This is a genomic window from Bacillus sp. WC2507 (assembly GCF_052656125.1).
Map to the genome: position 1 here is coordinate 1,627,621 of NZ_JBQXPN010000001.1, position 13,533 is coordinate 1,641,153.

The following is a 13,533-nucleotide window of genomic DNA, read 5'->3' on the forward strand; positions in this document are numbered from 1 at the left end:
AACTTTCGTGAAAATTAACAGAATTTATTGATAATTTAGTTAATTTAAAATATAATCCAAGTATGAACTTGTCACAAAGGGGGAAGGAAATATGGAAACGAGGCAACAATGGGGAACGAGGGCTGGATTTATTTTCGCAGCGGTCGGCTCTGCCGTTGGATTAGGAAATATATGGCGTTTTCCTTATACAGCGTATGAAAATGGGGGAGGCGCATTCTTTTTACCGTACTTATTCGCATTATTAACGACTGGTATTTCATTATTGGCGTTTGAATTTGCTCTTGGGCATCGTCATCGTGGTTCAGCACCACTTACATTCTTCCGTATTAATCCACGTGCTGAATTTATTGGATGGTGGCAAATGTGTGTAACGTTTATCGTTTCAACATATTATGCAGTAATTATTGCTTGGTCTATTTCGTATACGTACTTTGCAATTACTGGAGCATGGGGGAAAGACACGCAATCATTTTTATTTAAAGAATATCTACATGTTGCCGATAAGCCAGGACAGTTTGGGGGTCTTGTGCCGGAAGTATTAATTCCATTAGCTCTCGTTTGGATTATTGTGCTCGGTGTGGCATTCAAAGGCGTTAAAAAAGGAATCGAAGTTGTTAACCGTATTTTCATTCCTTTATTAGTAGTTATGTTCCTTATTATCGTAGTTCGTGCAGTGACGATGGAAGGTGCAATGCAAGGATTAGATGCATTCTTTAAACCGGATTGGAGTCGTATTTTTGATGGAAAGGTATGGCTTGCTGCTTACGGTCAAATTTTCTTTAGTTTATCTTTAGCATTTGGAATTATGATTACGTATTCTAGTTATTTACCGAAAAACTCAGATACAACAAATAATGCCTTTATTACTGGCTTTGCAAACTCAGGATTTGAATTATTAGCAGGGATTGGGGTCTTTGCAGCTCTTGGATTTATGGCAAACAATATGGGAGTACCGGTTGATAAAGTAGCAAGTGCTGGTGTAGGGCTTGCGTTCGTAGTATTCCCTCAAATTATTAATGAATTACCGATGTCACCGTTATTTGGCGTATTATTTTTCTTATCATTAACGGTTGCTGGAATTACATCCCTCATTTCGCTTGCGGAAGTATGTTTTGCTGCCGTATCTGAAAAGTTCAGTTTAAGCCGCCAAAAAACAATTGGAATTATGGGGACACTTCTCGTACTAGTTTCTCTTGTTTTTGCAACACGTGGCGGGCTTATGTTCCTAGATGTTGTTGATTATTTCGCTAATAATTTCGGATTAATTTCAATTGCATTAGCGGAAGTAGTTACGATAGGGCTCATTCTACGCCGTTTACCAGTTTATCAAAATCATGCAAACTTCGTATCTGATATTAAGTTAGGAACGTTTTGGAGAGTGAGTCTACTCGTTATTACTCCGCTTATGTTAGGGTACATGTTAATTGATGGCACAATCCAAAATATTAAAAAGAACTACGGAGATTATCCAACGGAGTTTGTTGTAACGTATGGTTGGTCGATAGCGGCAGCATTCCTTATTGTGGCACTAATTATTAGTCTGAAAAAATGGGATGCACAAATACATTCAGATTCTGCCAAGCTTGAAAAAGAATGGAAAGATCGAGGTGTTTCATAATGAGTGGATCAGCGATTATGATGATGGTTATTGGAATAGTAGTCATTTGGGGAGGGCTTGCATTAAGTATTGCAAATTTATTTAAGAAAAAGGCATAAACTAAAAAACATCTGTACCGAAACGGTACAGATGTTTTTTTTTATGAAAAAATTGTATTAGAAAAAAATTCAATAACCATACTACAACTACGAGGAAGAGTGAAGAGGTGAATGGAAATTGGAAAGAACAATTTATATTAAAATGCGTAATCGATTAAAAGTTTCCCCTACATATGAAGTGAAGCTGGGTGATGTTGCTCAACTTGCTGGAGATGCTGTGGTAGTTGAGTCGTTACAGGATGAGGTAGTTTACAAAATAACAGCGCATGATAAGACGCATGTTGTCATTGATGTTATGAAAATTATTGAAATTATTCAACAAAAAGCGGCCCATATACAAATTAATTTACTCGGTTCTGGACAAACTCTTGTTGAAATTATATATGAAAAAAAGAAAGTACATCCGATTTTCTTCGGACTTGTATGGATGTTACTTTTCATTGGAGCGGCTCTTGCAATCATTTATTTCCATGAAGATGTAAGTATGCAACAAGTGCACCAACGGTTATATTACATGATTACGGGAGAATTTAAGGCACAACCACTTCTATTTCAAATTCCTTATTCATTAGGTCTTGGATTAGGTATGGTCTTATTTTTTAATCATGTATTTCAAAAGCGAATTAATGAAGAGCCGAGTCCGTTAGAAGTGGAGATGTTCCAATACCAGCAGTCACTTGACCAATATGTAATTGTTCATGAAAACAAGGACAATATGAAACAACTTGCCGATGATTGAAGCTGGGCTCGTTATTGTAATTGGTTTAGCGGGAGGGATTGCAGTAGGTAGCGGATATGTCGCATTTTTAGCTGTACTGGGTATAATCCCTCGTTTAGCCCAATTAACGAGAAGTGGAAAGCATATTCAATATTTTGAGTGGGCGGTTATTGCAGGTACATTAACAGGGGCTTGGTGTAGTTTGAAAAATATTACATTTCAAACGTCGCAATATTGGCTTGTTATATTAGGAATATTTTGTGGCACATTCATTGGGATGCTCGCAGCCGCATTAACAGAAGTATTAAATGTTTTACCTATTTTAGCGAAACGAGTAGGGGTAGAGGGGAAAATCGTTATTTTACTTGTTGCTCTTGTACTTGGCAAAGTAATAGGCTCATTGTTTCACTGGATTTATTTCGTAAAGTAGGAGGCAATATATAAATGACAGGGCGAAAACTAAAGGATGATTACATAAATAAAGTGAAGGAGTACCATCCAAAACCAAACTATTACCTAAATTGTGTCAAGGCATTTCTTGTAGGCGGATTCATTTGTACTGTCGGAGAAGTATTGATGAAATTTTATATACATTATTTTCATTTCAGTGAACAAGAGGCGGGAAATCCGACAGTTGCAACTCTTGTATTATTATCGGTGATTTTAACAGGTTGTGGTGTATATGATAAAATCGGTCAATTTGCTGGAGCAGGATCGGCGGTACCAGTTACGGGATTTGCAAATTCTATGGCGAGCGCTGCGCTAGAACATAAGAGTGAAGGAATTGTGCTTGGGGTTGCTACAAATATGTTTAAACTGGCGGGAAGTGTTATCGTTTTTGGGGTTGTTGGTGCATACGTTATTGGATTAATAAGATATACTTTTAAAATTTTTATGTCTTAAAGGAGGGGCTAGTATGAGGTTGACAGGAAAACAAACGTGGGTATTTCAAAATGATATTTATGTGAATGCAACTGGTACTGCTGTCGGTCCAAAAGAAGCTGAAGGCCCTCTAGGAAAGGATTTTGATATTTCATATGATGATTTACATTGCGGAGAGGAAAACTGGGAACTTGCGGAACGAAGATTAATGTCAGATTCCATTCAACAAGTCATGCAAAAAGGAAATGTAAAAACATCACAAATTGATTTCTTTTTAGCGGGTGATTTATTAAATCAAACAGTGACAGCAAATTATGTTGCGCGTAAGTGGGGGATTCCCTTTTTAGGGATGTTTAGTGCTTGTGCGACCTCGATGGAGACTTTAGCGGTTGGATCAGCCTTTATAGACGGTGGATTCGCAAATCGTGTTTTAGCGACGGTAAGTAGTCATAATGCAACGGCTGAAAGACAGTTTCGTTATCCAACAGAGTATGGAGGACAAAAACCAGGAACAGCAAATTCCACTGTTACAGGTGCGGGATCCATATTAATTAGTAAAGAAAAAAGTGCCATTAAAATTACGGCAGCTACGATTGGAAAAGTGCAAGACTTAGGAATTGCGAATCCTTTAGATATGGGGTCAGCGATGGCACCCGCTGCTGCTCATACAATTCAACAACATTTTGAAGATTTGAAGAGAAGTGCAGCAGATTATGATTTGATTGTTACGGGTGATTTATCAGCTATTGGGACACCAATCGCAAAACAACTGTTACTGGAAGAAGGTTATGATCTTGGGCATATATATAATGATTGCGGATTAATGATCTATGATTCCGGTCAAGAAGAAGTATTTGCCGGTGGTAGTGGCTGTGCTTGTTCAGCTGTTGTCACATATGGTCATTTATTAAGAGAGATGCAAAAAGGGAATTTACAACGGATTTTTGTCGTTGCTACTGGTGCGTTATTAAGCCCGATGATGATGCAGCAGAAAGAAACAATTCCAACCATTGCACATGGTGTCGTATTTGAGAGAGTGAAGGGAGAGTGAGTTGTGGATTTTATATATGCATTTCTTGTAGGAGGCGCCATTTGTGTAATTGGACAGGTATTGTTAGATTTCGCAAAGTTAACACCAGCACATTTAATGGCAACCTTTGTAGTTATAGGAGCAGTTTTAGATGGATTCGGATTGTACGATAAGCTTATAAAGTTTGCTGGTGCTGGTGCGACAGTTCCTATTACAAGTTTTGGACATTCACTATTACATGGGGCAATGCATGCGGCAGAAAAACACGGATATATAGGGATTGGTATGGGTATGTTTAGTTTAACGTCTGCAGGCATTTCTGCGGCGATATTATTTTCATTTTTTGTAGCACTTATATGTAAACCGAAAGGATAAATCAAATGAGACGAAGGGTTGTTTTGGTCACAGATGGAGATGAATATGCAAAGCGAACAATTGAGCTTTTAACGAAGGAATTTGGGGGAAGGTGTATTTCAGCATCACAAAGTAATCCAACCAAATTGACAGGGAAGAAAGTTGTTGAGCTTATTATGCAAACGCCATATGACCCTGTATTTGTCATGTTTGATGACAGCGGATTTATTGGAGAAGGATCTGGTGAAAAGGCTTTAAAATATGTAGCGACCCATAAACAAATTGATGTACTGGGAATTTTGGCAGTAGCGTCTAATACACATCATTGGGAATGGGCACGTGTAGATGTAAGTGTAGATCGGAACGGGAATTTAACCGAATATGGTGTTGATAAATTTGGACTTCCAGATGGTGAAATTGGCAGAATTAGCGGCGATACAATTTATTGTTTAGATGATTTGAATGTTCCTGTCATTGTGGGAGTTGGTGATATTGGTAAGATGTGTGGAAACGATGAATGGGAGAGAGGGTCACCAATTACTAAAAAAGCAATTCAGTTAATTTTGGAAAGGAGTGGATTTTATGACGAAGCCTAAAAAAGTGGATATCCCTATTTCATCTTTCATAAGTGATAATGAAAATTACTTAAAGCAAACAGCTGGACTGGGTGTTACATACGATGTTGGCATTCGTAAATTTCAAATTTTAAATAAAGAAATTGGTGTGTTATTTGTAAACGGACTTTGTGATACAAATTATATTATCCCTATTTTAGAAGAAGCGGTGGATACAAATGAGATAAGGGATGTAGAAGAAGATACAGTGAAGCTTTTAGAGAATCGTTTAATCCATCAACAAGTAAGTAAAGTGAAAACGATGGACGAGGTAATGCTCCAAGTATTATCAGGACTCATCGTTATATTTGTGGAAGGTGAAACGGAAGCGTTCGCAATAGATGTTCGTAGCTATCCAGGACGAACACCGACAGAACCTGATACTGAAAAAGTAGTACGCGGTGCGAGGGATGGATTTGTTGAAAATATCGTTGTAAATACAGCGTTAATTCGTAGGAGAATTCGAGATCCACGTCTTCGAAATGAAATGATTCGAGTAGGAGATAGATCGCAAACGGATATTTGTATTACATACGTTCAAGATGTTGCAAATCCAGATTTAGTAAAGATTATAAAACAAGAATTAAATAACATAGATGTAGATGGAATTACGATGGCGGATAAAACAGTGGAAGAGTTTGTTGTAAAGCAAAGCTATAATCCATTCCCGCTTATTCGATATACAGAAAGACCGGATGTAGCGGCGAATCATTTATTAGAAGGACATGTGTTAGTACTCGTTGACACATCACCGAGTGCTATGATTACTCCAACAACATATTTCCACCATTTACAGCATGCAGAAGAGTTTAGACAAAATCCAGCTGTCGGTACATTTTTACGCTGGGTACGCTTTTTAGGTGTCTTATTCTCCTTGTTTTTACTACCATTTTGGTTAGTATTTGTATTTGATCCAACTCTTTTACCAGAAAATCTTGCTTTCATTGGGCCGAATAAGATGACGCATTTACCCATTTTATTACAAGTGTTGATGGCCGAAATCGGGCTTGAGTTTTTAAGGATGGCAGCTATTCATACTCCTACGCCGTTATCGTCTGCAGCAGGATTAATTTCCGCCATATTAATTGGTCAAATAGCAATCGACGTAGGTTTGTTTGTACCAGAAGTTATTTTGTATGTAGCAGTTTCTATGATCGGTGCATATGCAACACCGAGTTATGAATTAGGATTAGGAAATAAGGTTGGAAAATTATTTGTTATTATTTTGACAGGTCTCTTCCATGAGATGGGATTTGTAATTGGTATGACGATATTGATTTTATTTTTAACGTCTATAAAAAGTTTACAAACACCTTATTTATGGCCGTTTTTACCATTTGATTGGGGAGCATTAACAAAAATTCTACTCCGTCCGACGATGTCTAGTTTAAAAGTACGCCCAAGTATTGTAAGACCTCAAAATGTAAAAAGACAAAAATAAACGGGATTATACACCCGTTTATTTTTTTTTAGTAAAAATTTATTGTTTTTTAACAAAAATCAAACATTTTTTGTGTACACTTAGAGTAGATATTGTGTATGGAAGGGGAAGAGGACATGATTAAATTATTTGTAAGTGATTTAGATGACACGCTCGTTTACAATGTGAATCATATGCAAAAAGAAGATGAACGTGCACTTTGTTGGTTAGCTGAAAAAGGGACAAATATTTGTTTTGCCTCTGGCCGCTTTACTCATCGAATTGATGAAGTTGTAAATAGGTTTGCATTCCCGTATTACACAACTAGTTTAAATGGAGCGACGATGTTACTGCCGGATGGAAAAATATTTCATCAATCAAGTTTTGAAGATGGGATTGCCCAGGAAATATATCGATATATCCATAAAAAGGGACTAGCAGATATTGTTTGTGCAAATGAGCAACGGTATACAAAAAGAAAGAATGAACATCATCATACTTTTGAAACGTATATGGGTGTGCATATTGCTGAGATAGAAGCATTAGAAGAGGAATTTGGTAAGACTGTACATCCTGCGAAATTGTTTGTTTTTGGGGAAGAAGAGACAATTGCAGCATTAGATCAAGAGTTACGAGATACATTTCAGAGCGAAGCGGAAGTTTTTATGTCTGGTAAACGTTATGTTGACATTATGCCAAGGGGAGTAAGTAAAGGGAGTGCTTTAAGGCAACTAATGGAACATTTGCAAATTGAAGCAAATGAAGTTGCGTGTATTGGAGATTCTTTCAATGATATTTCTATGTTTGAAGTAACCCCGCATTCATTTACTCTACATCATGCTCATCCATACGTGAAGGAGAAGGCAAATCATGTTGTTCGGTCGGTAGAAGAAGCTATTATGAAATTGCCGTTACTCGTATAAAAAAAGAAGCTCGTCAGCGACGAGCTTCTTTTTTTACTTGAATAATGATTTAACAAAATCAATGATACTTGAGAAGAAATCTTTCACTTTATCTAGGAAACCTTGCCCTTCTTCAGATCCTAAAAAGGCAGAAACGTGTTCTTTTGCTTTATTTAACTGACTGCCAACTTGATTCCAATCGATATTAAGATTTTTCATTTTATCAAATAGCGCAACTAAGTTATCTAACTGTTCATCCGTTAATGTAATACCAAGTTGATCCGCAATTTTTTTAATTAATGAACGTAAATCTTCAGTCGTTTTTGGTTGTTCTTTGGCAATTTCTTCTTTAATTTTTGCAACAAGTTGAACTGCTTTTTCTTCACCAATTTTATCGCCGAGCTGAGCTGTTTGCACCATTTCTTCATTGGCTACTTTTTTTACTTCCTCAGGAATTGCTTTGTTCGATGTTGTTTCATAGGCTTTCATTAAACCGGTTAAAGCAGCAGTTCCTGAAACTTTAAATGGTGCAGTAATTTGAATTTCTGCATCTTTCACACCTGCTGTAATAAGTGCGTTTGTGTACATTGCATCTGTTATCGAATTAATGTTTTTTGAACGTACAATGAGACCAGACCCTGGCTTTGTGTATGTAATCATAGAAGAGGAAATTGCTCTCGTCCCAATTTGCGCTTTTGGAACAATCCCTTCTAGAAATTTATGTTCTTCCGCATTAGACACAGTAATGATTGTAGCATCTTTTGGTGCTTTCATTTCTTTTAACAGATCTTGTTTTTGTTGTTCAGACAAGTTTTCTCCTAGTGTAACAATTGATTCTCCTTCGATGATGTCTGCAAACGAAGCTGTCGGCATCATAAATACCGTTACAGCTAATAGCAGAGCTAGTAATTTCGTTTTCACGAAAAATCGCTCCCTTTCTCTTTCTAAAATTTTCGGGCAACACAGTTATTATAGTATATATTTCTTATTTGTCACCTAGCTTTTTCCACATTTCAAAAAAGAAGTATGTAGATTGTCGGATTCTTTTTGTTTCTAGTCATGAATGTGGTAATATAGTGCTGAGATAGTTGAAAGGAGACATATACGTATGAAAACTTTAGGATACATATTAATGGAAAATGGTGAAAAAATCGATTTAGAATTTTTCCCAGAAGAGGCACCAAAAACAGTAGAAAACTTTAAAAAACTAGCAGAGCAAGGATTTTATGATGGTGTGACATTCCACCGCGTTATTCCTGGCTTCGTAAGCCAAGGTGGAGATCCAACAGGAACAGGTGCAGGTGGCCCAGGTTACTCTATCCCATGTGAAACTGATGGAAATCCTCATAGACACCTTGTAGGATCACTTTCTATGGCTCATGCTGGCCGTAACACAGGCGGTAGCCAATTCTTTGTTGTTCATGAGCCACAACCGCATTTAGATGGTGTACATACTGTATTCGGTAAAGCAACAAGCGGTATTGAAACAGTATTAAACATGCGTCAAGGCGATGTAATGAAAGAAGTTAAAGTTTGGGAAGAATAAGTTAATGGGAAAAGAGGGCTATTGCTCTCTTTTTTTGTTTTTTAATAGGAATGGGTATTTCGTTTACAGTACATGATACAAGTAGTACTGTTATTGTAGTGAAAATATGTCGCTTATAAGAACAAAATTTTAACAAATCACATAGAATACATTAGATTACATGTTTCAATAAATATTTTTATTAAATTAATTTTGCTAGAATTCATTTGCTCTAAAGTGCTGAATATTAAAGTGATAATGAGCAGTGGATGTTTCTTTTAACTTTCATATAACAGCGTTTCTTGTGTTATCTACTTAGAAAAAATAGTACTGAAACATATATTTGACTTTCTTCTTTTCGCTTTGTATGATTATCAAGTTGTTTTAAGCCCTTCTCACTCTGTTGAAAATATTGTAAAATGAATGTGATATGAAAAGAGTGGTTGAGGGGATTAATAGTTTGTAACTTTTGTAAGAAGGGATAAGGGTTATGTTAATTCGTTTTAAAAAAAGTTATGAAAAGATTGCAATGGGGCTTCTTTCATTTATGCCAACTGAAAAAGATGTGAAAACATTACAATTGACTATGAAGGATTATGAAGCAAAGGATGATTGGCAATTGTATTTGTGGAAACAAAACGAAGATTTTGTTGGAATAATGGGGATTGTAAAAAAAGAGAATCAAGTTTTGGAAATTCAGCATTTGAGTGTGAACCCATCTCACCGTCATATGGGTATTGGGACGAAGATGGTTCAAGAGTTAAAGAGTAAATTTCTTGAGTTTACAATTTGCGGAAATGAGCAAACAGCAAGTTTTTGCAAAAAGTGTAAAGAGCTTGAACAAAATATACATTCTTAAAAGCAGAGATAAGTAGTTTATTATCTCTGCTTTCTTTTTTGTAATTGTTCATTTCGTTCAGCAATGACGTCTGTTCGATCACGTAATGTGTGCTTATGTATTATAAATTCATTAGAAGTAGCATTCACATCTTTCCAAGGGAGGTTTTGTTTCTGACATAATTCCAAGCAGCGCTTTTCTAATGCTGTATCCGATAATGGTAAAAATAGCGGTGTAAAACCTTCTTCTTTCTGTATAGATTGCAATCTATCCTTGAGTAAGAGTAGAAGTTGTGTCTGATTTATTCCTAAACGTAGTAAAGGGCCACTGTTTTTTTCTAAAATCGTTATGGCGCTTTTCATCATCTTCTCTGCGCCATTCCAGTTAGAGCGTCTTTGATGGTATAAAGAAACTGCAATTTGAATAAGACCGACTAAGTAATTATCACGATCTCCTCTTGGTTTTGTTTTCCAATATTCTTCTAGTATTTCGTGGCATTCAAAATAATCATAATCTCCGTGAAAATGAATTAAAAATTGTATGTATTCGGTAGGATACATTTTCTTCACCCCTGTTTAACGGTTATAAATACAAGTGTATCACAGAAATATGAACAATAAACGACTAGGGAATTTTCCCTAGTCGTTATTGTTCATATTAGCAGAAGCAAGCTGCCCCTACAATAATTAGTAAAATAAACAATACAACAAGTAATGCGAACCCACCGCTAAAACCACAATCAACGTGACCCATAGTTTTTTGACCTCCTACATTGTTCTTACTACACTGTTATCATATGAAGTGGTGGGCATGATGACATAGGCATCGGTCTATTTTTAATTAAATTTCTTAAAAAGGTTGGATAGAACATGAGTATGCTCTATACTTATGTTGTTATAGAAAAAATGTGGTGGGATGCTTTGTGCAGTATAATTTTAAAGTAGAGGCTTTTGAAGGGCCTTTAGATTTATTGTTACATTTAATACATCGTTATGAAATTGACATATATAATATTCCTGTAGCGGAAATTACAGAGCAATATTTATCTTATGTTCATACGATGAAAGAACTACAATTAGATGTTGCAAGTGAGTATTTAGTAATGGCTGCAACGTTATTACAAATTAAAAGTAAAATGTTGTTGCCGAAACATGAAGAAGATGTACTTGATAACGGTGATGACTTTATAGATGATCCTCGTCAAGAATTGATGGAGAGGTTAATTGAATATAAGAAATATAAGCAAGTTGCTACTGAGCTAAAAGAAAGAGAACAAGAAAGAGCACAGCTATATACACGTCCGCCAATTGATTTTACATCGTTGCAACAAGAAGAGGAGACAAACTTGCCTCTTGATGTTACGTTATATGATATGCTAGCAGCATTTCAAAAATTAATGCGCCGTAAAAAAGCAAAGAAACCTGTAACAACACGTATTACTCGTCAAGAAATACCAATTGAACAGCGCATGACTGATATTTTAAAGCAGTTAGAAATACAAGGTGGCCGTCAAAGTTTTTATGATTTGTTTGTTGATGATGAACGAGAAATAATGGTTGTAACATTTTTAGCGGTTCTTGAGCTTATGAAAAATCAACAAATCATAATTGAACAAGAACATAATTTTGATGAAATTTTCGTATCAAGCTCTACTAAATCTGCATAGAGCTAGTATGGAAAATGGGATAGAAATATGATATCTCATGTTAAGTTCGAATGTATCGTTTGGAACAAGAGAAAAAATATTGAACCGAACGCATGAATTGTGATTCGGTTTTTTGATGTGTATTTTTATGGAGAAAATAGGAGGAAGGAGCTCGTAAAATGGATAGAAAAGAACAGAAATCAATCATTGAAGGGCTTTTATTTGTTTCTGGTGATGAAGGGATTTATCCAGAACAAATAGCGAAAGTTCTTGAAATTGAAGGAAACGAAGTAATCGATATTTTAGAAGAAATGCAAAAAGAATGTGAAGGCGCACACCGCGGTTTGCAAATTGTACAGTATGCAAAAGTATATCGTTTTGCTACAAAGAAAGAACATGCGTCGTACTATCAAAAACTAATAGATATCCCAACAGCAGCCTCACTCTCTCAGGCTGCTCTAGAAACGCTAGCGATTGTTGCATATCGTCAACCAATCACAAGAACTGAGATGGAAGAGATTAGAGGGGTAAAAACCGATAAGGCGTTACAAACGTTAGTTTCACACTTACTTATAAAAGAAATGGGAAGAGCAGAAGGTCCTGGGCGTCCTATTTTATATGGAACAACGAAAGAATTTTTAGACACGTTTGGACTGAAAACATTAGATGATTTACCTCCGCTTTCTGAAGAAAACGAACAAATGAATGAAGCAGATTTATTCTTCGGTTCTTTACAAGAGATATCGAAGTAAAAGCTTAGCATTTTGCTAAGCTTTTTTTGTATATCAATTATATACCGTGCCATACTAATTGAAAAAAGGAGACGAGTTATGAAAGGTATGCGAAGTATTTTATTAGTAGTTTCTGTTTTGTTATGCTTTTCTTTAAATAGTTCATCGGCAAAAAGATATATGATGTCTATTCATACCACGTCTCCTTTACATATGCAGCGGCAACATTTTGGTAAAATGAAAGTGAGTTTTTTAAAAGTTGGACAAGGTGATGCAACACTTATTACATTACCAAATGGACAAACGATGTTAATTGATGGGGGACCTTACGAAGCGGGAGAGGTTATCATTCAAAAACTAATCGAAAAAGGGATTAATCATTTAGATGCTATCGTCAGTACCCATCCTGATATGGATCACATAGGAGGACTCATTCCGATTGTAGAGCAAATGCCGGTATCACTTATATTAGATAGTGGAAAAACATATAGTTCTTTTACTTATCATACGTATCGGAATCATATTAAAAAAAGAGGAATTCCTTTCGTTTCAGTAAAAGAAGGACAATACATACCGCTAGATCCGCATGTTTCCATACAAGTATTAAACAATGGGAAATCAAAAGATGAAAATAATGAATCTTCAATTGTGTTAAAGGTACGATACGGAAAAGCGGATTTTTTACTAATGGGTGATGCTGATGTGCGGACGGAAACTGAAATATTAAAGCAATTTGATGTACATGCAGATGTGTTAAAGGTGGGACATCATGGCTCATATACTTCAACGAGTGAAACGTTTATAAAGAAGGTAGAACCACAGTTCGCGATTCTTTCATATGGGAGCAGAAATCCGTATGGACATCCGCACCAAAGTGTAGTGAGACGATTAAAACGACATGGTATAATGATATATGGAACAAATAAACGTACAGTAGAAATGGAAACAGACGGCGAGCATATTACAATAGGCTCTAGTGGATTAATGCCTTTACTTAAATGAGGAATAGGATAGGGGATATTCTCCCTTTTTGGAAAAGTGAATAACATATATTATAATTGCGAGAGATGTACTAAGTTTCCTTTTTATTAAACAAAGAGGAAATTTCATTCGAATGTATAGACAACTACTCGTGCATATATTAAGATGGAATTAGGC

At 36.0% G+C, this 13,533-nt stretch carries 18 protein-coding genes; 15 read left to right on the top strand and 3 right to left on the bottom strand.

What is annotated here, in order from left to right:
• The first annotated feature begins 91 nt into the window (after window positions 1–91).
• From ACUN28_RS08790 to ACUN28_RS08835, 10 genes are all read left to right on the top strand, one after another.
• A complete protein-coding gene (locus tag ACUN28_RS08790; protein WP_016086437.1) occupies window positions 92–1,618 on the top strand; it encodes a sodium-dependent transporter in 1,527 nt (508 codons plus the stop codon).
• On the top strand, window positions 1,618–1,716 hold the full coding sequence (locus ACUN28_RS08795) for a methionine/alanine import family NSS transporter small subunit (RefSeq protein ID WP_000016826.1): 99 nt from the start codon (window positions 1,618–1,620) through the stop codon (window positions 1,714–1,716). The genes ACUN28_RS08790 and ACUN28_RS08795 overlap by 1 nt, the downstream gene beginning before the upstream one ends.
• Window positions 1,717–1,834: 118 nt before the next feature.
• Window positions 1,835–2,455 (top strand): stage V sporulation protein SpoVAA, encoded by a 621-nt coding sequence (spoVAA, locus tag ACUN28_RS08800; RefSeq protein WP_016086438.1) that lies wholly within the window; start codon window positions 1,835–1,837, stop codon window positions 2,453–2,455.
• Window positions 2,448–2,864: a stage V sporulation protein SpoVAB gene (spoVAB, locus tag ACUN28_RS08805; protein WP_033659766.1), complete on the top strand. Its 417-nt coding sequence runs from the start codon at window positions 2,448–2,450 to the stop codon at window positions 2,862–2,864. Before spoVAA ends, spoVAB begins: the two co-directional genes overlap by 8 nt.
• A 14-nt stretch (window positions 2,865–2,878) precedes the next feature.
• Entirely contained in the window at window positions 2,879–3,337 is a 459-nt protein-coding gene (gene spoVAC / locus ACUN28_RS08810; RefSeq protein ID WP_016086440.1) for a stage V sporulation protein AC, read from the top strand.
• 13 nt (window positions 3,338–3,350) lie between these two features.
• Complete coding sequence (gene spoVAD, locus ACUN28_RS08815; RefSeq protein ID WP_016086441.1) at window positions 3,351–4,367, top strand: stage V sporulation protein AD; 1,017 nt, start codon at window positions 3,351–3,353, stop codon at window positions 4,365–4,367.
• A 3-nt stretch (window positions 4,368–4,370) separates the two neighbouring features.
• Window positions 4,371–4,721 carry a stage V sporulation protein AE gene (spoVAE, locus tag ACUN28_RS08820; protein ID WP_000345909.1) on the top strand — a complete coding sequence of 117 codons (351 nt, stop codon included), beginning with the start codon at window positions 4,371–4,373 and terminating at the stop codon, window positions 4,719–4,721.
• A 5-nt stretch (window positions 4,722–4,726) separates the two neighbouring features.
• Window positions 4,727–5,296: a stage V sporulation protein AE gene (locus ACUN28_RS08825; protein ID WP_001254415.1), complete on the top strand. Its 570-nt coding sequence runs from the start codon at window positions 4,727–4,729 to the stop codon at window positions 5,294–5,296.
• Window positions 5,283–6,755, top strand: coding sequence for a spore germination protein SpoVAF (spoVAF, locus tag ACUN28_RS08830; RefSeq protein ID WP_016086442.1), 1,473 nt, complete (start codon window positions 5,283–5,285; stop codon window positions 6,753–6,755). Before ACUN28_RS08825 ends, spoVAF begins: the two co-directional genes overlap by 14 nt.
• Before the next feature lie 98 nt (window positions 6,756–6,853).
• A complete protein-coding gene (locus ACUN28_RS08835; protein WP_016086443.1) occupies window positions 6,854–7,657 on the top strand; it encodes a Cof-type HAD-IIB family hydrolase in 804 nt (267 codons plus the stop codon).
• 33 nt (window positions 7,658–7,690) lie between these two features.
• Here ACUN28_RS08835 and ACUN28_RS08840 read toward each other — a convergent pair whose 3' ends face one another.
• Window positions 7,691–8,557, bottom strand: coding sequence for a DUF1002 domain-containing protein (locus ACUN28_RS08840; protein WP_000850509.1), 867 nt, complete (start codon window positions 8,555–8,557; stop codon window positions 7,691–7,693).
• Between the two features lie 187 nt (window positions 8,558–8,744).
• On the opposite strand from ACUN28_RS08840, the gene ACUN28_RS08845 reads away from it, so the two are divergent.
• Both ACUN28_RS08845 and ribT read left to right on the top strand, forming a co-directional pair.
• The gene (locus tag ACUN28_RS08845) at window positions 8,745–9,182 is read left to right on the top strand and encodes a peptidylprolyl isomerase (protein WP_000853785.1); all 438 of its coding nucleotides are present in this window, start codon (window positions 8,745–8,747) and stop codon (window positions 9,180–9,182) included.
• A gap of 469 nt (window positions 9,183–9,651) precedes the next feature.
• The gene (gene ribT, locus ACUN28_RS08850; RefSeq protein WP_000908396.1) at window positions 9,652–10,020 is read left to right on the top strand and encodes a GNAT family N-acetyltransferase RibT; all 369 of its coding nucleotides are present in this window, start codon (window positions 9,652–9,654) and stop codon (window positions 10,018–10,020) included.
• A 20-nt stretch (window positions 10,021–10,040) separates the two neighbouring features.
• Here the strand turns inward: ribT and ACUN28_RS08855 are convergent, their stop codons facing one another.
• Together ACUN28_RS08855 and ACUN28_RS08860 are read right to left on the bottom strand one after the other, a co-directional pair.
• Window positions 10,041–10,559 (bottom strand): DUF309 domain-containing protein, encoded by a 519-nt coding sequence (locus tag ACUN28_RS08855; RefSeq protein ID WP_016086444.1) that lies wholly within the window; start codon window positions 10,557–10,559, stop codon window positions 10,041–10,043.
• A gap of 97 nt (window positions 10,560–10,656) precedes the next feature.
• The gene (locus tag ACUN28_RS08860; RefSeq protein ID WP_000510194.1) at window positions 10,657–10,752 is read right to left on the bottom strand and encodes a YjcZ family sporulation protein; all 96 of its coding nucleotides are present in this window, start codon (window positions 10,750–10,752) and stop codon (window positions 10,657–10,659) included.
• Window positions 10,753–10,921: 169 nt separating this feature from the next.
• Between ACUN28_RS08860 and scpA the strand changes: the two genes are divergently transcribed.
• The 3 genes from scpA (at window position 10,922) to ACUN28_RS08875 (ending at window position 13,377) form a co-directional block, all read left to right on the top strand.
• Complete coding sequence (gene scpA, locus ACUN28_RS08865) at window positions 10,922–11,665, top strand: segregation/condensation protein A (protein ID WP_016086445.1); 744 nt, start codon at window positions 10,922–10,924, stop codon at window positions 11,663–11,665.
• Between the two features lie 158 nt (window positions 11,666–11,823).
• Window positions 11,824–12,396 carry a segregation/condensation protein ScpB gene (gene scpB, locus ACUN28_RS08870; protein WP_016086446.1) on the top strand — a complete coding sequence of 191 codons (573 nt, stop codon included), beginning with the start codon at window positions 11,824–11,826 and terminating at the stop codon, window positions 12,394–12,396.
• A gap of 78 nt (window positions 12,397–12,474) precedes the next feature.
• Entirely contained in the window at window positions 12,475–13,377 is a 903-nt protein-coding gene (locus ACUN28_RS08875; protein WP_016086447.1) for a ComEC/Rec2 family competence protein, read from the top strand.
• Window positions 13,378–13,533: the final 156 nt, after the last annotated feature.